Genomic DNA, 19,755 nt, shown 5'->3' with positions numbered 1-19,755 from the left:
GTGCACCTCCTTTGGTCAGGTAACGGGTTTGTATTCTGACGTGTTTTCTGCAACCATTGGCAGTTGGGTTTCGTGTGAGTATTCTTGTTCTACCGGTACTCGAATTTCTCCGGACATGAGTTTGGGGAGGAGGGTGTCGCGTAAACCTTGTAGATATTGAATTTCATTAGTTTTTTCAAGAATCAACAAAAAAATATTATTAATAACTTCATCAAATTTTCTTACCAACTGAATATTAGGTACGAGAGTTTTTAAATTTTGAAATGTAGAGACTGTTATTGCATCAAACACCGCACCGTTGGCATTCTTTTGCAAGGCACTTATCATTTGTTTGGTCTGAAGGAAGATGTACTTTTGTGTAAAACCATTCTTTGCTATTAACGCATAGCAAGATTGGTTCATCGCCATATCCCTTCCCGCAATACTGACTTTCCCAACTGTCCCCCTGGCAGTAATGAAAACTGTATCAGTTTTGTATAACTTACTATTGCAATTATTCAAGCCTACCTCTGTTATCGTTTTCTCTGTATTAATTACATAAAACGAGTTTAAACAATCTTTTGGAGTGAAGAACGGTATAACTCCATTCCAATATTCAGGATTACTTGTTTTGGGTGTGCCTCCACTTAGTACATCGAATATATCTGTTGATCTACCAACTTTCCACCCCTTTGGAATCAACCCCAACTCACTTTCTTCAAACTCACCTCCACTGGACTTATACGGTTCTCCATTTTCATTCGGAAACTCAAAGTCCACAAACCAGCGTTTAAAAAGGGTTTGGGCCATTTCTTCGAGGTTTTTGTTGATGGCGTTGTTGAGTTCGATTTTGGCATCCATAGCGGATAATATTCCAGAGATTTCGCGTTGCTCCTCTAGTGGAAACCAATCAATTTCGAAATCGCCGATGATTGAAAGATTCAGGTTTTGTTGCGCCGCACCGTTAGCCAAACTTATAATTTTCTTTCTATTATTTAATAGCGAATAGAACAGAAATTTATAATCTGCTTTTGATTCTTCTACAACCATATTACAGCACGCTTGATTCGTAGCCATTTCAGTTTTCAAAATGCCTAGTTTGCCAACTGTAGCCCCATACATAGCCATGGATACCGTATTTCTAGGTAATAGCTTAGCCGAAGATTCTTTTAAAGCGATTTCTGTAATCTTCTCTTCGGTTTCATTTACATTACAGTCCCTCAATTCCTGCGTTTTAACCCAGTTAATAGTTCCATCTACAAAATACTTTTCTTGCTCCGTCCGGGAAGGGGTTCCGCCACTAGTGATTCTCTTACATAATTCCCTTATCTTATATTTCAAACCCAATCCCCCCAAGCCGCTTCCGAATCTCTTCCTCCAACTCCCGTGACTTGGCAAACTGCTCTGCCAATTCCGCTGTCAGCCTCGCCATCTTGTCCTCAAACGGCTCGCTATCCTCTTCCACATCTTCGATCCCGACATACCGCCCCGGCGTCAAGATGTACTCATGCTCCTGCACCTCCGCCAGCTTCGCCGCTTTGCAAAAACCTTTCACATCCTCATAAGTCCCCGCTTCCGCTTGACCGCGCCAGGCGTGGTACGTATCGGCGATCTTGCGGATATCTTCCGTACTCAGCTCGCGATGCGTCCGGTCTACCATATGCCCCATCTTACGGGCATCGATAAACAGAATTTCCCCGCGGCGATCGCGAAGTCCTTTCGGTGCTTTATTCTTGGCGATAAACCAGAGGCACACCGGAATCTGTGTCGAGTAAAACAACTGCCCCGGCAAGGTGACGATGCAATCGACCAGATCCGCATTGACCAGCTTGGTGCGAATCTCCAACTCCGCTGTCGTGCTGGTCGACATCGATCCGTTCGCCAGTACAAAGCCAGCCACACCGCTCGGCGCCAGCTTGTTCACGATATGCTGAATCCAGGCATAGTTCGCATTTCCGGCGGGCGGAATTCCGTAGGTCCAGCGCGCATCTTCCGTCAGCCGTTCGCCGCCCCAGTCGCTGATGTTAAAGGGCGGATTGGCCAGAATGTAATCGGCCTTCAGATTTTTATGTAAATCGTTGTGAAACGTATCCGCATGATGCGCGCCCAGATTGCCGTCGATACCGCGAATCGCCAGGTTCATTTTGCACAGTTTCCATGTCGTCGGATTGGACTCTTGTCCGTATACCGCAATATCGCCGATCCGCCCCTGATGCTCCTCGACGAACTTTTCGCTTTGCACGAACATGCCGCCAGAACCGCAGCACGGGTCGTACACGCGCCCCTTGAACGGCTGGATCATTTCGACGAGCAACCGGACGACGCTGTTCGGCGTGTAGAACTCGCCTCCGTTTTTCCCTTCCGCACTGGCGAATTTGCTCAGGAAGTACTCGTATACCCGGCCAAGCACATCTTTTGAACGGCTCGCTTCATCCCCGACTTTAAACGAAAACAGGTCGATCACCTCGCCGAGACGGGTTTTGTCCAGTGCCGGGCGGGCGTAATCTTTCGGCAGCACCCCTTTGAGCGAAGGATTCTCTTTTTCGATCGCAATCATGGCGTTGTCGATGATCTGGCCGATTTCCGGTTTCTTGGCATTGTCCTTGATGTAGCTCCAGCGCGCTTCCTTTGGCACCCAGAATATATTTGCCGCCACGTATTCATCCCGGTCTTCCGGATCGGCGTACGGCTCATGTTTCAGTGCTTCGTATTTTTCCTCGAAAGCGTCCGAGACGTATTTCAGAAAGAGCAGCCCGAGCGCCACATGCTTGTATTCCGCCGCATCCATGCTGCCGCGCAGTTTGTCGGCCATGCTCCATAATTTTTCTTCGAATCCGATGTTCGCTGTTGCCATTTTGCACTCGTCCTCTCAGAGATCGTTAGAGAAAGCCTCATGTTCTAATTCAAAAAATAGGAGAAGAAATCACGGGAAACTCGAATCGTATTGTCCCTTCCCTCCAATAGATCTGCTCTTCCTGTACCATAGGCTTTTAATCCGTGGGTTCCTTTTTCATATTTGATGGTGATTCGGTAACTTTCCCGATCGTAATTTACATCCAGGCAGTCTTTTGTTTCATTTAAAGTTAAAATGGCGATTTCACTATCCTGCATCCTTTCTTGTCCACAAATCAAAACAAAGAACAACGTATGATTCGTATCCTCGTGTTTTCGAATGAATTCCACTTCGTCTGGCGAAAAAATGAACTGCCATAGTTGAACATCTGTTCTTTGTCTTTTTATCGGAGTTGAAACATATTTTGCATATATTTGAAAATCACCTTTATTTGTTGCAATCTTGTATATTCTCCGAGAGTCCCCCGGCTCAATAATCGCAGGTGCAAGCCCATTGTTAACAAAGCAAGATAATAAAGAACCATAGTAAAAATCTGCTTTCCGAACTGCTCCCATTGCAATACCCCCTTCTTACGATTAAAACGGCATGTTCAATTACTTGTTATCAAACCATACAATTTGCTGTATATTTCCTCTTTTTCTTGCCTCCATCGACTTGTTGCTGCTTGAATCGATGTAAGGTAGATTTCTTTTTCTTGTTTATATCTTTCTACGATTGATAATTGAATCTCTTCAGTGGTCATAGGTATTTCTATCTCTGCGATATCATTTGGATTAAGATTCATCACTGTCGTTCCACGTTGGTAGCTCTGTAACAGCGCAATCCCAATCGGACTTTCGAGAAATATTTTGGCAAAATAGCTGTTAATCTGCTTCTGAAAACGTATGACGAGAATGTTCGCCGAGGCGATCACGATATGATCTGTTTCCGGAAAAACTGCCAATTTATTAACCGTTCCCCGGCATGTCATCACCAGGTCCCCAGGGAGAATTTCGTATCGTTTCACTTTCCGTTCTTCCTCGTCAATTGTTTCCAACTGATCGAGCATCACTTCTCCGTTTTCTATGTTTGAAATATTTAATACCCTTATATTTCCAGATCTTAAATCCTGCTTCAAAATAGACTTCCCCCGGAAGATGTCCGCTACATCACGTAACTTCACTTTGGGTATGGCGGCTTGTTGAAACGTACGTAATGTATCCTGATCTTCGTCCAGAAGTAAATCAATCCGCCAGTTATCCAGGTTCTGAAACTGATCAGGATGGATGGTTAATTCCCGTTCCGTGACTAGCCTCGATTTCTCCAGTTGCAGTCGCCCAAGTATAACTTGGTCTGGTGCCGCTTTGCCGAACTCCACCTGATACGTCTTGACTGACGTGAATGGACGAAACAATCCGTCCGGGAGCGAATAGATCGATTGCACGGGGGCCGATTCATTGATTAGCTTTCGCCAGTCTCCTATCGCACCGGATTGAAACATCATTCGAGCAGGCAAGGTTACGCTAATTCTGCCACCATTCTGCAAAAGAGGAAGGAGGTGGCCCACCGCAGCACTCTCAGACTCCCGAATCGATAGAACATCATCATTCATTTTCAAGCCAAAATGCGGCATCGAGAGAATCGCTCCATACTTCTCATCCAGAGGGAGCGGCTGATAGATTGACGCTTGGATGACATTGACATTCGTACAGGACGTGAAATAGGTCTTAAACAGCCTGCCGATCATGTAACTTTCCGTAAGCAACGTGATCGAAAAAGGCTGAATGCGGCTTTTCATCTCCACAAACCCTTTTATGTACTTCTCCGCTTCCGCAATCAGAATGGATCGGCATTGCTGGCGGCTGCACATGTCAAAAAACCGCTCGACGATCCCTGGATGGGCGATAATCCCGCCTGTAACCCGGTCCTGCTGCATAGTCTGCAGGGCGTATTCCAATAAGTCCATATCCTTGCCTGCATGATATAGTTTAAAGAATAAATCCCGATCTCCTGGAAAATGTCCAAGCTCTCTTTCTCCGACGCGTTCCTTCATCCATTGAAAAAGCATGTCAGGATCTGTTGATAGCTCGATGTCCGATAGTCCCTGTTGTTCGAATAACTGCTTTGTCCGGATCACACGGATTGCTTCGCGGAGCAACTGATCGCGGGTGGAGATATCATGAAGCAAGCAGATATGCCAGAACGTTTCTATCAATTTATCACCTTCTTTGGTGTCTGTTGTATTCTGTGTTGAATGGTTTACCTTACCTCAGCTAAAACCTCGTCAGGAATTTTGCCTAGAAAATAATTCTCGATATGCTCCCAGAAAGTACGATTGTCTACTTGATTCTTGAAAAGATAGGTCAACATTGCGACAGATGTCTCATGTCTCAAATGAACATTCTCCAGGATATAGTTTTTATATTTATTAGGATCCTGCAAGCTTCGTTCAATCTGTAGCTTTGAGTTAATGCGCATAAATATTTCCGGATTATCTCCCCCATTTACACGATAGATAAGTAACCCCAGAGCCTCAAGTATCCCCAGTAAAATAAACGTTTTTTCTATTTTTTGACGGTTCACCTTAGGTAAAAATATTTTAAAATCATTTTCATTTTCACCTGTGTTATGGGGTTTACTTAACAGGTGCTTCATTTCTACTCGAATCCAATCAACAAATCCCGCATAACCACTATTTTGGATTGTATATAGATCCTTAGCCTCATTATAAGTAATGAAACGATTGTAGAAGTTAGAGTGTTTCCGCATGATCCGATCGTAGTTATCTGCACTGTAGACTAAAATTGATGCTAAATTCTCACAAAAATATTTGTCACCACCCACTACCTTACGTAAATCTTTAGCAACATCGTCAATGGAAAAGTAATTTCGTTTTTTTGCATAAGATCCTAGTATATCTGCAGTCCTTTCAAGTTGTAAATGAAGTTCCGTAAAAAATCGATTCAGATTAAGTGCTTTTAAGGAAATCTCTATTTGTAATACTGGCAGCAAGTATTCAAGGAAATCTAATTTTAAACTTTCATCCTTTGAATGGAACTTGTACTTAAATTGTGGAAAGGAGAGACTATGGTATCGCCCTTCCCACAGTCCCTTCATGTCACATGAATAAATATCCCCAAACGATTCTTTGCCAACCTTAGCAATTTTCCTGAAATAATTACCATATTGTTTTATCAGAGTAGGCTCATATTCTTTTTGAACCATGAAATATTCTCTGGAAAATACACTTCGTGGTCGCGCAATGATCGGGGAGTAACCCATTTTTGCTTTAAAATCCTTTTCAATGATCAATAACGCCGTTTTTAGTTTGTTATCAATATCATCATGTAGATCGGAATTAGAACCTTGCTGAAAGATATAACGAAACTCTTCAGCATTCACTAACAAATGACGAATATTAGTACGATTCTTATCTTTTTCGAGCAGTTGAAGAACCTTATTCATTACTTGGACCAACTGTTGTTTCCGGATAGTCGATATACCATGCAGCCTGTTCACATGTACAAAATCCTTGGGTAAAAAATCAAAATATGCGTAGCCCTGCTCCAAAGCACGAGCTGCCCGGCCAATCTCCTGAACATAGTCACAAACATTTCCCGTTGGAGCAAAGTGGTATACATTTGTAATATCCGGTATATCAATCCCCATACCAAACGCCTTTGTAGCAAGCATAATCAGTGCTTCGTTATTCCGAAAGCGCAAGTAATTTGAATGTTTGCGTTCCTTATCCAAGGGCCCATAATAGGAGGTGAGATGTTTTTGTAAACGCTCGCTCCCGTAGATTTTTGCAAATTCGATGTATTGATTAATTAAACCAACCGTTGGGAAATAAACCAGCGTCTTTTGTTCCTTTGATAAGAACTGCTCGAGCCTGTACGTTAAAATTTTAAACTTTTCCACTAGATATTCGCTGAAGCGTTCCTTCGTTTGTTCTTTTTGTTTAATGCGAACGTCAATATCATCCCTTTTGATATATCCAAAATAACTGATCGGATTAATCAAATTAAGGCTATCCCGAGTTTCCGCATACATATCTTCCATTCCGCCATATATGGCAGTAGCTGTAAATGTTGCAATAGGAAATTGCATTTTCCGTTTGTTTTTTTCTTCTTTGCGTAAACGCTGCAAATAACTGCCCAAGTACCAGTAATCGGACCGAAATGCTTTTCCCCAGGTCGTAACAATATGGGCCTCGTCAATAATAAACAATCCTACGGTACGATCTCCGATTAACTGTGTAATATCAGAACGACTTAATAATGTCTCCGGTGAGATATACAGTATGGATATTTCCCCAGACTTTATCTTCTCCATGATATCTAATTTCTGAACAGGTGTAATTTCGGAATTGATCGTTGCCGAGAAAGCCACATTCCGGTTAACCAACCCTTGGACTTGATCTGTCATAAGACCAATGAGCGGGGAAATGACAATGGTCATTAGTTTATATTTTTCGGCCAAATAAATAGCCGGCACTTGAAACATCACAGATTTTCCTGCGCCCGTTGGAGAAGTAACAAAAATGTCTTTATAGGTTTCTCCTCGGTTTGCCGCCAACGCTTGCTTTACAATATCATCAATGATTTGACTTTGAGGAATCGTAACGGTCTCTTTCTTAAATTCGGGATCATGAATATCTCGGTACATTTTTAATTCTCTAAAACTGTGATAACCCCAATATTTCTTTAAAATATCGAGATATTCAGACTCATTTCGCACTGTATCTGACTTAGTCGTTTTTGTTACCAGAACAAATTCAAAATGACTGCATAAAACTTGTAGGACTAACAAACGTTCATGGTAACGATGGGAAAATGCATGTATGTCCCCGGTAACCGAAATAAGTATGTTCTTGTTTGAAAGATTATTGGATAGAAGACTTTGGGTAAGCATAAGAAACTCGTCCTCATCATCCGATAATTCTATAGCTGCATTATCGCCTTCAGCTAATTTGTTCTCCTTTAAGGAAATTGAAGGAATGGGATAAAAATTTTCTGCCTTTACGTCATCCGCATACACGATATACCATTCCGAATCAATTAATTTCAAATCTCCATAGTATTTTTGAAATACATCGTAGATCGGGTCTTGTTCCGGGTCGTTTCTCTCGACATCTTCTTGAAAGTATGTGTTCAATATCCTTAGATTTTCTGGAATTTTATACAATAGTGGAAAAGTTTTAAAATAAATGTTGTTTACTAAAATTACGATGGTGAAATAAAGGGAGAGAATTTCTTCTCCTAATACAAGATACTCTTCAAATGTACACCAAGTCGCCTGATCTTTAATGGAACCGATCTTTTGAAAAATCTCCGGGAGCAAAGCTGCTTTTGAGTTATCAAGTTCCGTAATATCGATTGATAACGGAAGAGAAAGTAATTTTTCAAGTTTTACTCCTTTAAAAAAGTCATATTGAAAGCCTTTAAATACAAGAAGAACCGGCTTATTGTTGGAATTCTGTATTGATTCCACATGCATATGAATTAATTCATTTTTGTCATATCTCACTCCGCTCAACCTCCAATGATCGTTTGTTGTGGCCACTGAAAATCATCCCGAACTGTCTTTCTTGTCATCCGTGCTCGAAGTTTTCTTATTGCCTTTGCCTCTATCTGCCTTATTCTCTCTCTGGTTACACCAAATCTCCTGCCTAGTTGCTCCAAGGTTTTGGGAATATTATCCACAAACCCAAACCGTTCAAAAATGATCTCTTGCTCCCTCGGTTTTAAATGGTTAGAGATGGTCTGATGTATCCTCGTCCGGACATCGTTTTGCTCAATGATTAATGATGGGTTAAAAAACATTTCATCATAAACGCCGGGATAGCTATGACTTTCAAAACTTATGAAATCACCAAGCGCAGTGTCTTGGTCTTCTTCTGATACATATTGATCAATAGATGTATTCCCTAAAAATCGATGTTCTACTAACTTTGCCTGTTTATAAACACTAGGTGTAATACCAAGTTGCATGCATATCTCGGTTTGGTCAGGTATCTGTCCATGTAGCTGATTTGAATGCTCTGCTCGCTTAATCCTCAATACGGTCTCGAACATGTAAACAGGAATGCGTACAGTCGTCCCTGTGTCTATAATTGCCCTTATTATTTGCTGCCGGATCCACCATACAGCATAAGTTGAAAACTGAACATCTCGATTGATGTCAAATTTCTTAATGGCTTTCATTAGACCGATCGTTCCTTCTGAGACCAAATCTTCAAAACTAAGTTGATGATTCACGACGTATTTCAAATATCTGGATGCTACCTTATGTACCAATTTCATATTTTCAACCACTAGGCGATCGAATGCAGCGGTTTCTTCTTCAACATGGAACTCATTAAGCAAATGGGTATTCTGTGGATGCGAACCGGGATTGTTTCGTAATATTTGAGTATCTTTGTTTGGAAGCCAATCCATATTGAGGATTTCATCAAGATTGAGATCATCAAGGTTATTATCGGATTTGTTAACTTTCTCAATATTGTTATAACCAAGAACTTCGAGGAAAGATTCTACATATCCGTCATCCAACTCTTGCCGAAGAGCTTCACGTAAATAATCCTTGGCATCGTTAAAGTTAATTAAATCCTTATCCCGGAATACTAATTCGAAGTCACGCAACTTTTCATTGATTTGAAAATAAGTCAATAGGATTGACCTCCCTTCTTTGATAAATGCAACTGTTATTTGTTGGGTAAATATTACCACATGCAAATTGAGTATTTCAATACTAAATTGTAGTGGCAATTGTTATAAAGAAATTGAAAAAACGAAAAAGGCAGTTTGACTAACTGCATCTCTAACCAAGGTAAATAGTCTTTCCCGACACCTTGACCTCTACCTTGTTTAATAAATTTCTCTATTTTGGCTCCGGTAATTTGCCGTTTACGCTTGGCCATTTACTCACTCCTAATTCAAATTCAAAATCAAAAGGGGCTACCCAAAGGCAGCCCCAAAATGGAGTCATGATGTGAATCTATGCTGTAGCATCTGTCGACGTAATAGAAGAGCCGTTACTACCATTAAGCTCAGTCTAATACATTATTTTCTTAGTCTACAACATTATTTTTACAGTCTAATACTTTATTTTCTGAGTCTAAAACACTATTTTCAGTGAACAACATTTTGAGGGTTTTACGCTCCCCCCTACTCCACCGTCACACTCTTCGCCAGATTCCGCGGCTTATCAACATCCAGCCCGCGAGCAGCAGAGGTGTAGTAGGAGAGCAATTGCAAGGGAATGACGGTCAAAATCGGCGTCAGCATCGGTGTGGTCGCCGGGATGTGAATCACTTCGTCCACCGATTTGGCCAGCTCCCGGTCGCCTTCGAGGGCGAAGCCGAGCACATGGGCGCCGCGCGCTTTCACTTCGACGATATTGCTGACCATTTTCTCAAAAAGATCGGACTGCGTAGCCAAGGCCACCACCGGAACGTTCTCCTCGATCAGCGCGAGCGTGCCGTGCTTCAGCTCGCCGGCCGCATACGCTTCGGAGTGAATATACGAGATCTCCTTCAGCTTCAGCGAGCCTTCCAGGGAGACGGCGTAGTCCAGTCCGCGCCCGATAAAGAACAGGCTGGTCGCCTCCTGGATCGTGTGGGCGTATTGGCGGATCGGCTCGACGTTTTCCAAAATGGCGCCGATCTTCGCGGGCAGCTCCTGCAGATGATCGACGGTAGCCGCGATCTCGTCCGCCGGCAGCGTTCCTTTGACCTGCGCAAAATACAAAGCAAACAGATACAGCGCGATGACCTGCGACGTATAGGCCTTGGTCGAAGCCACCGCCACTTCCGGTCCGGCCCAGGTAAAGATCACCTCGTCGGCTTCCCGGGCGACCGAGCTGCCGACGACATTCGTGATCGCCAGCACCTTGACGCCGCTCTTTTTGGCTTCGCGCAGCGCCGCCAGCGTGTCGGCTGTCTCACCGGATTGGCTGATGACGATCATCAGGGTCTTGTCGGTGTAGATCGGGTCGCGGTAACGGAATTCCGAGGCTACTGCCACTTCTACCGGGACGCGCGTCCATTTTTCCAGGACGTCCTTGCCGACCAGTCCGGCGTGCATGGAGGTTCCGCAGGCCACGATGTACAAGCGGTCATAAGCGGCCAGCTCGGCATCGCTCATCTTCAGCTCGGGCAGGATGACCCGTTTGTTCTCCTGGTCGATCCGCGCTCCCATCGTGTCGCGCACGGCTTGCGGCTGCTCGTAGATTTCCTTGAGCATAAACGAATCGTAGCCGCCTTTTTCCGCCTGGACCAGATCCCAGTCGACGCGGAAGATCTCCCGCTCGATTTTTTCGCCGGTCTGGGCATCCATCAGCTGTACGCCTTCGCGCGTCAGGACGGCCATCTCCCCTTCGTTGAGGATGTAGACGTCGCGGGTATGCTCCAGAAGCGCAGGGATGTCCGAGCCGATGAAGCTCTCTCCCTCGCCGACGCCGACGATCAGCGGGCTGGCGAGACGCACAGCGACCAGCTTATCCGGCTCGTGCTCGGTCATGATGCCCAGCGCATAGGCTCCGCGCATGCGCTGCACCGCCTTGCGCGCTGTCGAGACGATATCGCCGTCGTAGAGATCAGCCAGGAGGTGGGCAATCACCTCGGTATCGGTCTCCGAGACGAATGTGTATCCTTTGCTGATCAGCTCTTCCTTGATCGGCATGAAGTTCTCGATGATGCCGTTGTGTACGACCGCAAATTTGTGGCTGGCATCGGTATGCGGGTGGGCATTCTCGTCAGACGGCTTGCCGTGGGTCGCCCAACGTGTGTGTCCGATCCCGGCATGGCCCGCCAGCGGTTGGGCAGCCAGCTTGCCTTCCAGCACAGCCAGACGTCCCTGCGCCTTGTCTACCAAAAGCCCCTGCTGCGTCAAAACGGCGATCCCCGCCGAATCGTATCCGCGGTACTCCAGCTTTTGCAGTCCTCCGATGATGATCTCTTGCGCTTGTTTATCGCCAATGTATCCTACAATTCCGCACATGTTTGCAAGTCCCCTTCCCGTAGGCGGGGACACAACCCGGTGTCGATGGTACGGGGGTTGCGCCCCCGCCATTCCGTTGTCTTGTTGTCTATTTGGTAACACGATCTGTTTCACAAAAAAATTGATATCGTGCGCGGGTCTTGTGCAACAAGTTGCCCTGTTGTTTTGCCCCCGCGCTCCGCGGCCGCGATATCCGACCGGGAGGCATCCGCCGAACTCTTCGATAAACCTCCACCTCGTCCACTACACTCCACGTCGGGCAGCTGTAGTGCTGGCGCTTATCCTACCGTTTTTCTCGATTCAGTCGCTGTTTTTCTTTTCCGGACATTCCCCCTTTTTCTTGTCAGCCCAGGCACATTCCACACTTTATCACAACTGGACGGGCTTCACAATCATTCTTTTGTCATAATCGCACTCGCCAGCAAAGCGGGACGGTCAGCACTAAATTGGGAGCCTGTAATACTTGTATGCAAAAGGGAGTGGCATCGTACCACCCCCCCTCGCAAATTAGACGAGTTCCTTTTTCACGACTTCGACGATTTCGTTGACCAGCTCTTCCAGCTGCGCTTCGTCCGGGCCTTCCGCCATGACGCGCACAATCGGCTCCGTACCGGATGGACGGACGAGGACGCGGCCGTTGCCAGCCAGCTTGGCTTCCACTTCCCGGATCGCCTGTTCGATCGCTTCGTTGCCGTTCAGCTTGTTCTTGTCTTCCACGCGGACGTTGACCAACAGCTGCGGGTATTTGACCATAACCTGCTTCAGCTCGGACAGCGGCTTTCCTGATTCCTTGATAATGTTCAAAAGCTGCAGGCCAGTGAGCAGGCCGTCTCCCGTGGTGTTGTAATCGAGGAAGACGATGTGGCCGGATTGCTCGCCGCCGAGGTTGTAGCCCCCGCGCAGCATCTCTTCCACGACGTAGCGGTCCCCTACGGCCGTTTTGGTCGTATTGATCCCGCATTCCTCCATGCCTTTGAAGAAGCCCATGTTGGCCATGACTGTCGTCACGACGGTGTTGTTGTTCAGCTTCCCTTTTGCCTTGAGAGCACGTGCGCAAATCGCCATGATGTAATCCCCATCGACGATTTCGCCATTCTCATCCACGGCGATACAGCGATCCGCATCCCCGTCAAAAGACAGGCCCAGATGCGCCTTGTGCTTCAGGACCTCCTCCTGCAAGCGTTCAGGATGGGTCGATCCGCATTGTTCGTTGATATTGACGCCGTTTGGATTCGCCCCGATGGTGACGACTTCCGCCTCCACGTCGGCGAACAGGCGGGCTGCCAGCGAAGAGACTGCACCGTTGGCACAATCGAGCACGACCTTCATGCCGTCAAAGCGCTCCGAAACAGTACCCTTCAGGTGAGAGAGGTACTTTTGTCCCCCCTCCAAAAAATCCAGCACCGCTCCGATGTTCTCGCCAGTCGGACGCGGCAGCGTATCCTCGGCAGCATCCAGATACTGCTCGATCTCCGCCTCCACCTCATCCGACAGCTTGAAGCCATTGCTTCCGAAAAATTTAATCCCATTATCCGGGAAGGGGTTGTGAGAAGCCGAAATCATGACACCGGCATCCGCTCCCAGAGCCCGCGTGAGATACGCCACTCCAGAAGTAGAGATGACACCCAACCGGACCACTTCCGCTCCAACCGAGAGGAGACCGGACAGCAGCGCGCTCTCCAGCATCTGACCGGAGATCCGCGTATCGCGCCCGATCACTACCTTGGGCTTGCCTTCCTGTCTATGTCTGGTGAGAACATACCCGCCTATGCGGCCGATACGAAACGCCAACTCCGGCGTCAACTGCGCATTGGCGACTCCGCGCACACCATCTGTTCCGAAATACTTCCCCATGTTTGTCCCTCTTTTCTTTCCTTGTACAAAACAGCTTATGCCCAGAACTATCTTTTGGTGATTTCGACTGTGACTTTCGTGATGACGTTCTTGGCCGGCTTCACGTAATCCGGCTGATTGAAAATATAAGTGACAGGAACCTCGTACACCCCAGCCGGCATGTTGCTGACATCCACCAAGACCTGCACATCTTCTGGTCTTAGTGTCTCCAGGATGGACGGTGCGCCAACCGCATCCACGTCCATCGTGGACATTTCCTGTCCATCGGCGGAGAGCACGCGCGCCTGCATATCTTCAGCGAGGCCGCTGATCCGGATGGGCAGCTTCTCCATTCGTTTGGTGGCGGACGGTACGACCTTCAGGGCAATCTTCAGGTAATCCGGCTCCACCTTGACGATGTTCTCCAAGACCGGCATCTTCCGCTCAATCAGACGATCTGAGGTAATGTCACTGAGATCCACTTCCGGACCCGGGTACGTCTCCGGCTTCAGCGCATCGATGACTTCTTTCGGACCGTACACCGTTACCTCATCCACATTCGTTTCCACACTAGCCAAACTATAGCCATCGGGCAATTCATTCGTCAAGTTTAATTTAATGGGCACCTGGACATACGGACTGGTGACGGGCACGCTCACCTCCGCCGTGAGCGGAATCACTTCCGCTCCCTGCAAGGTATTGCCCGACTTGTCCATGACCTTCAGCGGCACCGTGGTTTTGATCGGCGAGGTCGCCCCTTCGAGATCGACCGGAGCTTTGACCGCTGCCACCCGATCAGCCTGGCTCTCCGGCACGCGCACCAGGACCCGGAACGGCTTGACCAAAGGCTCTCCGGCTTTGTACCCAGGCGCCACCTGTCCCAGCAGCTCCACGGTGACCTCCCGCTCGACCGTTTTCTTTTCCTCCAGCGTCACCTCGACGATGTTCGGAATGACACCCACCCTCACATCGTCGGGAAAGCCTTTGTGCTGGACCGGAACGCGGTGCGTCCCCTTCCCTTTGTCCATCAGATCCACGTATACTTCGCGGGAGTCTTGCGGGAGCAGATTATGCTTGTAAAACGGATTGTTTGTCTCCAGTGCGAGCTGCACCGTTCGCGGCATCTTGGCCACATAGAAGCGATCGGTATCGTATTTCACATGCAGTACGACACTGTCTATCAAAAGAGGCGGGGCGGAATCGGTCGAAGTGGCGGATTCCCCCTCCAGGTTGACCACCGTCCACAGCATGACAGCCAACAAAAGAGCAACCACACGCGCAAACCAATGACTGTTTATCCACTTATCCATTGAGTTTTCGCCTCCACTGCCACAGACTGCCAGATTTGCTCTTCAGGGCCGGATGCAGCTTCCCGGTAAGCAGTTCGGCCAACTGCTCCTCGGTCAGATTTCGGTTCATTTGCCCGTTTGCCGTAAAGGAAACCTGTCCCGTCTCCTCCGACACCACGATGGCCATGCCGTCAGAGACCTCGCTTACCCCGATAGCGGCGCGGTGACGGGTGCCTAGCTCTTTGGAGATGGTGCTGTTTTCAGAAAGGGGCAAATAACTCGCTGCTGCCAAAATGACGTCTTTTCTCATGATGACCGCCCCATCGTGCAATGGCGTATTCGGAATAAAAATATTGATTAACAGTTCAGAACTGACTCGGCCGTTTATGGCAATTCCTGTCTCGACGAAGTCATTCAGGCCGGTTTCCCTCTCGATGACGATCAGCGCTCCGATCCGGCGCTTCGCCATATACGTGACGGCCTTGCATACCTCCTGCACCACCCTCGCCACGATTTCTTCATCCTGGATGGCATTCGTTCGCGAAAAAAGCTTTCCTCTCCCGAGCTGTTCCAACGCCCGGCGCAGCTCCGGCTGAAAGATGATGACGATCGCCAGCACCCCGAAGGTAAAGGCTTGCGACATCAGCCAGTGCAGGGTGGTGAGCTGAAAATACTTGCTTGCCAGCCAAGTGATGATAATGACCATGATCCCCTTGAGCAGCTGTACAGCACGCGTCCCGCGGATCAGCATGATCAATTTATAAATCACGTACGTGACCAACAGAATGTCGATCCCATACCGCAATATATCTCCATAGTCCAGTGATATCATAACGAAGCCCCCATGTCTCGCTCCATCTCAATGCAGTCGCTTGAATCCCTGCGGAAAAAGCACGGCTTCTCGCGCCGTGCTGAACATCTTGTACTCTTTATTTTCTCTTATGGGAAGATGGGAAGCAAGTCATTTCCAATATTTTTCACCTCATACCAGATCCAATCGAAGATAGCCTCGATCGATTCGGCGCTGCCGGCGACCTGTGCTGTAGACGCCAGGATCACCTTGCCCTCGATGGCCACGACATTCCCTCTCACTTCTCCCAGCACTTCGACATTCCCATTCCGTACGACCAGATCGCCATCAATCGTCGTACCCGCGGGCACCACCACCACATTGCGCGAACGGTCGATTTTCAGCTTATCCATGCTGGAGGAAGCGATTTGCAGGGTATTGTCCCGTTCGTACCACGAGGCAATCGCGCTGCCCGTCATCAAAAAGAGAAAGACCGCGGCCGCTGTAAGAAATGGATGGTTGCGCAACCAGGCGGAAAACCGCTTTTTCTTGGTCGGCGCAGGCAGCTTCGCCACTACCCGGGATGTAAAATCCGCAGAGACGTGTATATGAGACGCACTTTGTAAAAAGGCGATCGCTTTTTGCAGCTCATGAAGATGTCGACGACAAGAGCCACATGTTTTTAGGTGGGACTGCAGCTGCTGATTGGACAATTCGTCAATGTCTTCATCCAGAAACTCGTGAATGAGGACGATCATTTCTCGGCATTCCATCGTGACTACTCCTTTCTTACATGAATCGCAGCTTGCTGCGCAGTGCTTCCCGTCCTCGATGGATACGGGTTTTTATCGTCGTGACCGGCAGCTTGACGATCTCACTGATCTCCTGCAGCGACAGGTCCTCGATATAACGCAAAATCATAATCGACCGATACTTGGGTGACAGATGTGTCAAAGCCTCCTGCACCGTTTCCTGCAATTCTTGTGTGACCACTTTGTCCGCAGGGTTTTTTTCGTTGGAAGACAGGCGGGAATACCAGTCCATCCCCTGTCCCGGTTCGACTTCTTCATCCAGGGAAAAGTCAGGCCGCTTTTTTCTCCCGCGGTCAATGCACAAATTGGTCGCTATGCGGTAAATCCACGTGGAAAATTTGAAATTCTCGTCGTATGTGTGCAAGTTCGCGTAGACCCGCAAAAAAGTCTCTTGCGCAATATCCTCTGCATCCTGACGGTTGCCCACCATCCGGTATGCGAGCTGAAATATCTTGTCTTTATATATATCGATTAACTCAGCAAACGCTTCGCGGTCTCCGCTCTTGGCACGCTGCGTTAATCGTTTTTCTACAAACTCCATGCGATCCTCCCCGCAATACCGTATTTCTTATATACGATTGATACTGCATATGGTTTCAAATTTAGGTGTGGGTGCACACCGCCATTTTTTCGGGAATAACAGGCATAAAATGGGGGTTGTCTTTCTATAGTAGTGATGGCACCTTTTTGATCCTATCGGTTAAGGAGTGTGAACAAAATGACTCAGGATGATGTTCTTCTCCAGATCGAACAACTGCGCCAACAGCTGAATGAAAAGTATAAAGAACAGGAAACCATCACGACCGACATGATCGAGCTGAGTGTACGCCTTGACCACCTGCTCAACCAACTGCATCTCCATCCTTAGTAATGTACCGCTTTCCCTATCGCATGTAAAGATGTGGAAATGAAAAAGGAGAGGATCCCGCCTCTCCTTTTTTGTTATAAAAGTTTATCTCCAAAGGCGGAGCTCATGAGGGCCACAGCGACACGCGCCGTTGCATTTTCCCTGTCGAGAATCGGGTTCACCTCGACAAATTCCGCAGAACAGAGAACATCCGCCTCGGCCAGCATCTCCAGGGCCAAATGCCCTTCACGGTAGGAGATCCCGCCTATGACCGGAGTGCCTACGCCTGGGGCGTCATGCGGGTCCAGACCATCCAGATCGAGACTGAGGTGTACCCCATCGGTCTGTCTCGATACATGCGCGATTGCCTCTTCCATCACACGGGCCATCCCCAGCTTGTCGATCTCGTGCATCGTAAAGACCTTCAGACCGATTCGCTTGATCAATTCCCTCTCCCCGCGATCCAAATCACGCGCCCCGATAATCACGACATTTTCAGGTTGCAGCTTTGGTGCGAAGCCTCCGATGTTGACCAGCCGCTCATGTCCAAATCCGAGGCTTGCAGCCAGCGGCATGCCGTGGATATTTCCTGACGGAGAGGTTTCGCCTGTATTGAGGTCGCCATGGGCATCGAACCAGATCACGCCGAGGTTTTTCTTATGGCGTGCGACGCCGGCCACGGTGCCGAGGGCGATGCTGTGATCGCCTCCGAGTACGAGCGGAAAGCGCCCTTCTTGCATGATCTCGCTGACCACCTCAGCCAGCTTCGTATTGGCCTCAACCACTTCGTCGAGGTATTTGTGATTCTCTGTTTCCGTAAAACGATGAGGTCGGGTGACGGAAATGTCTCCTCTGTCCTGGATGTTCAGGCCCATTTGTTCCAAGCGGGCGACGACGCCGGCGTACCGAATCGCACTAGGTCCCATATCTACACCGCGACGATCTGCTCCCAGATCAAGCGGCACCCCTACGATACTGATGTTTTTGTTCATGAACCTGACTCCTTTCCTGGGCTGCTTTACTGTTACTTATTGTAGCCTTGAAAGGAGAAATGACTCAACTCGACACAAATCTGCATAAATAGTACGCCTGCTCCCGCATGCAAGCCTTCTGCAAGCATAAAAAAACAGCCCGTCGGCTGCATTTCGGTGTCATCTCTGTTATGGAGCGGGTGATGGGAATCGAACCCACGCGACCAGCTTGGAAGGCTGGAGTTCTACCATTGAACTACACCCGCATGATGGGGATGTCTTAAAAAAAAAAGCAAATCCCAATTTCATTCATGGGATAAAAAAAATGGTCGGGAAGACAGGATTCGAACCTGCGACCCCTTGGTCCCAAGCCAAGTACTCTACCAAGCTGAGCTACTTCCCGACACCTTCATTTTACGTCGTAAAATAAAGTGGCGTGCCCTGAGAGATTCGAACTCCCGACCTTTTGATTCGTAGTCAAACGCTCTATCCAGCTGAGCTAAGGGCACATGTATGTTATTATTCGCAAATCTCAACAGTACAAATCCTTTGGGTAAAAGAACTGGTGAGCCATGAAGGACTCGAACCTTCGACCCTCTGATTAAAAGTCAGATGCTCTACCAACTGAGCTAATGGCTCAAAACAAGTGGCTGGGGTACTAGGATTCGAACCTAGGAATGACGGAGTCAAAGTCCGTTGCCTTACCGCTTGGCTATACCCCAATGATAATGGATAACTGGTGGGGAGAGACGGATTCGAACCGCCGAACCCAGAGGGAGCAGATTTACAGTCTGCCGCGTTTAGCCACTTCGCTATCTCCCCGTTGAAATGAAAAAAACGTGTTCAACGATTCAAGATATGGTGGAGGCTGACGGGATCGCTTCCACTTGCGACACTGCGTCGAATCATCTTCGCAAGCGAGCAAGATCTGAAGTACCCGAGCAATGCTCCTCGTTCTTCATCGAGGGTGAACCGGTACGGGAGATCCCGTTTCCGATCGCCGCGAATAAGAATATGGTGGAGGCTGACGGGATCGAACCGCCGACCCTCTGCTTGTAAGGCAGATGCTCTCCCAGCTGAGCTAAGCCTCCAGATACCCCTCAACAGTTGTTTTGGGGTCCCCGCAAAGTGCTCGGTGTCGCTACAAAGCATTCCCTTCACTTTGCGGGGTAGTATGGTGACCCGTAGGGGATTCGAACCCCTGTATGACAGCGTGAAAGGCTGCTGTGTTAAACCGCTTCACCAACGGGCCATCTTACATGGTGCTCCCGACAGGAATCGAACCTGCGACCTCTTCCTTACCATGGAAACGCTCTACCTACTGAGCTACAGGAGCGAGTGATATGGCTCCTCGGGAGGGACTCGAACCCCCGACCGATCGGTTAACAGCCGATTGCTC

General features: G+C 47.9%; 15 protein-coding genes and 10 tRNA genes (1 of these 25 cut by a window edge). 1 reads left to right on the top strand and 24 read right to left on the bottom strand.

Annotated elements, in window-relative coordinates; all coding sequences use genetic code 11:
* Positions 1–15: 15 nt before the first annotated feature.
* From JD108_RS01720 to sigW, 13 genes are all read right to left on the bottom strand, one after another.
* A complete protein-coding gene (locus JD108_RS01720) occupies positions 16–1,320 on the bottom strand; it encodes a restriction endonuclease subunit S (protein ID WP_198828301.1) in 1,305 nt (434 codons plus the stop codon).
* Positions 1,310–2,833: a class I SAM-dependent DNA methyltransferase gene (locus JD108_RS01715; RefSeq protein WP_198828300.1), complete on the bottom strand. Its 1,524-nt coding sequence runs from the start codon at positions 2,831–2,833 to the stop codon at positions 1,310–1,312. Before JD108_RS01715 ends, JD108_RS01720 begins: the two co-directional genes overlap by 11 nt.
* A gap of 44 nt (positions 2,834–2,877) precedes the next feature.
* Positions 2,878–3,387, bottom strand: coding sequence for a hypothetical protein (locus tag JD108_RS01710; protein WP_198828299.1), 510 nt, complete (start codon positions 3,385–3,387; stop codon positions 2,878–2,880).
* Between the two features lie 35 nt (positions 3,388–3,422).
* Positions 3,423–5,027 carry a restriction endonuclease subunit S gene (locus JD108_RS01705; protein WP_228728261.1) on the bottom strand — a complete coding sequence of 535 codons (1,605 nt, stop codon included), beginning with the start codon at positions 5,025–5,027 and terminating at the stop codon, positions 3,423–3,425.
* A gap of 44 nt (positions 5,028–5,071) precedes the next feature.
* Complete coding sequence (locus JD108_RS01700; RefSeq protein ID WP_198828298.1) at positions 5,072–8,377, bottom strand: DEAD/DEAH box helicase; 3,306 nt, start codon at positions 8,375–8,377, stop codon at positions 5,072–5,074.
* Complete coding sequence (locus tag JD108_RS01695; protein WP_198828297.1) at positions 8,347–9,483, bottom strand: sigma-70 family RNA polymerase sigma factor; 1,137 nt, start codon at positions 9,481–9,483, stop codon at positions 8,347–8,349. Before JD108_RS01695 ends, JD108_RS01700 begins: the two co-directional genes overlap by 31 nt.
* A gap of 53 nt (positions 9,484–9,536) precedes the next feature.
* Positions 9,537–9,734, bottom strand: coding sequence for a hypothetical protein (locus JD108_RS22740; protein ID WP_228728260.1), 198 nt, complete (start codon positions 9,732–9,734; stop codon positions 9,537–9,539).
* A gap of 247 nt (positions 9,735–9,981) precedes the next feature.
* Positions 9,982–11,814 carry a glutamine--fructose-6-phosphate transaminase (isomerizing) gene (glmS, locus tag JD108_RS01685; RefSeq protein ID WP_198828296.1) on the bottom strand — a complete coding sequence of 611 codons (1,833 nt, stop codon included), beginning with the start codon at positions 11,812–11,814 and terminating at the stop codon, positions 9,982–9,984.
* Between the two features lie 507 nt (positions 11,815–12,321).
* Positions 12,322–13,668: a phosphoglucosamine mutase gene (glmM, locus tag JD108_RS01680; protein WP_198828295.1), complete on the bottom strand. Its 1,347-nt coding sequence runs from the start codon at positions 13,666–13,668 to the stop codon at positions 12,322–12,324.
* 47 nt (positions 13,669–13,715) lie between these two features.
* Entirely contained in the window at positions 13,716–14,957 is a 1,242-nt protein-coding gene (locus JD108_RS01675) for a CdaR family protein (RefSeq protein WP_198828294.1), read from the bottom strand.
* A complete protein-coding gene (gene cdaA / locus JD108_RS01670) occupies positions 14,950–15,768 on the bottom strand; it encodes a diadenylate cyclase CdaA (RefSeq protein WP_198828293.1) in 819 nt (272 codons plus the stop codon). The genes JD108_RS01675 and cdaA overlap by 8 nt, the downstream gene beginning before the upstream one ends.
* Before the next feature lie 107 nt (positions 15,769–15,875).
* Positions 15,876–16,499, bottom strand: a complete 624-nt coding sequence (locus JD108_RS01665) for a zf-HC2 domain-containing protein (RefSeq protein WP_198828292.1) — start codon at positions 16,497–16,499, stop codon at positions 15,876–15,878.
* Between the two features lie 16 nt (positions 16,500–16,515).
* Positions 16,516–17,079 (bottom strand): RNA polymerase sigma factor SigW, encoded by a 564-nt coding sequence (gene sigW / locus JD108_RS01660; RefSeq protein WP_198828291.1) that lies wholly within the window; start codon positions 17,077–17,079, stop codon positions 16,516–16,518.
* A gap of 177 nt (positions 17,080–17,256) precedes the next feature.
* On the opposite strand from sigW, the gene JD108_RS01655 reads away from it, so the two are divergent.
* Positions 17,257–17,406, top strand: coding sequence for an aspartyl-phosphate phosphatase Spo0E family protein (locus JD108_RS01655; RefSeq protein WP_198828290.1), 150 nt, complete (start codon positions 17,257–17,259; stop codon positions 17,404–17,406).
* Between the two features lie 74 nt (positions 17,407–17,480).
* Here JD108_RS01655 and rocF read toward each other — a convergent pair whose 3' ends face one another.
* From rocF to JD108_RS01600, 11 genes are all read right to left on the bottom strand, one after another.
* Complete coding sequence (gene rocF / locus JD108_RS01650) at positions 17,481–18,377, bottom strand: arginase (RefSeq protein ID WP_198828289.1); 897 nt, start codon at positions 18,375–18,377, stop codon at positions 17,481–17,483.
* 171 nt (positions 18,378–18,548) lie between these two features.
* A tRNA-Gly gene (locus tag JD108_RS01645) sits at positions 18,549–18,622 on the bottom strand.
* A 60-nt stretch (positions 18,623–18,682) separates the two neighbouring features.
* Positions 18,683–18,759 (bottom strand) — tRNA-Pro (locus JD108_RS01640).
* 29 nt (positions 18,760–18,788) lie between these two features.
* A tRNA-Arg gene (locus JD108_RS01635) sits at positions 18,789–18,865 on the bottom strand.
* A gap of 54 nt (positions 18,866–18,919) precedes the next feature.
* Positions 18,920–18,995 (bottom strand) — tRNA-Lys (locus JD108_RS01630).
* Between the two features lie 8 nt (positions 18,996–19,003).
* Positions 19,004–19,078 (bottom strand) — tRNA-Gln (locus JD108_RS01625).
* Between the two features lie 15 nt (positions 19,079–19,093).
* Positions 19,094–19,178, bottom strand: a tRNA-Tyr gene (locus JD108_RS01620).
* A 193-nt stretch (positions 19,179–19,371) separates the two neighbouring features.
* Positions 19,372–19,447: transfer RNA gene (locus JD108_RS01615), tRNA-Val, on the bottom strand.
* 84 nt (positions 19,448–19,531) lie between these two features.
* Positions 19,532–19,608: transfer RNA gene (locus JD108_RS01610), tRNA-Glu, on the bottom strand.
* 8 nt (positions 19,609–19,616) lie between these two features.
* A tRNA-Thr gene (locus tag JD108_RS01605) sits at positions 19,617–19,692 on the bottom strand.
* An 8-nt stretch (positions 19,693–19,700) separates the two neighbouring features.
* A tRNA-Asn gene (locus tag JD108_RS01600) sits at positions 19,701–19,755 on the bottom strand; it runs 21 nt beyond the window's last position.

It is taken from the genome of Brevibacillus composti, assembly GCF_016406105.1.
In the GTDB taxonomy this organism is placed as follows: domain Bacteria; phylum Bacillota; class Bacilli; order Brevibacillales; family Brevibacillaceae; genus Brevibacillus; species Brevibacillus composti.
This window is presented reverse-complemented; position numbering and strand designations above follow the sequence as displayed.

Bases quoted from the DNA above. Each gene is read 5' to 3' on its own strand.
- glmS (WP_198828296.1), bottom strand. From the start codon at position 11,814: ATGTGCGGAATTGTAGGATACATTGGCGATAAACAAGCGCAAGAGATC.
- cdaA (WP_198828293.1), bottom strand. From the start codon at position 15,768: ATGATATCACTGGACTATGGAGATATATTGCGGTATGGGATCGACATT.
- JD108_RS22740 (WP_228728260.1), bottom strand. From the start codon at position 9,734: ATGGCCAAGCGTAAACGGCAAATTACCGGAGCCAAAATAGAGAAATTT.
- glmM (WP_198828295.1), bottom strand. From the start codon at position 13,668: ATGGGGAAGTATTTCGGAACAGATGGTGTGCGCGGAGTCGCCAATGCG.
- JD108_RS01655 (WP_198828290.1), top strand. From the start codon at position 17,257: ATGACTCAGGATGATGTTCTTCTCCAGATCGAACAACTGCGCCAACAG.
- JD108_RS01715 (WP_198828300.1), bottom strand. From the start codon at position 2,833: ATGGCAACAGCGAACATCGGATTCGAAGAAAAATTATGGAGCATGGCC.
- JD108_RS01665 (WP_198828292.1), bottom strand. From the start codon at position 16,499: ATGGAATGCCGAGAAATGATCGTCCTCATTCACGAGTTTCTGGATGAA.
- JD108_RS01710 (WP_198828299.1), bottom strand. From the start codon at position 3,387: ATGGGAGCAGTTCGGAAAGCAGATTTTTACTATGGTTCTTTATTATCT.
- JD108_RS01675 (WP_198828294.1), bottom strand. From the start codon at position 14,957: ATGGATAAGTGGATAAACAGTCATTGGTTTGCGCGTGTGGTTGCTCTT.
- rocF (WP_198828289.1), bottom strand. From the start codon at position 18,377: ATGAACAAAAACATCAGTATCGTAGGGGTGCCGCTTGATCTGGGAGCA.
- sigW (WP_198828291.1), bottom strand. From the start codon at position 17,079: ATGGAGTTTGTAGAAAAACGATTAACGCAGCGTGCCAAGAGCGGAGAC.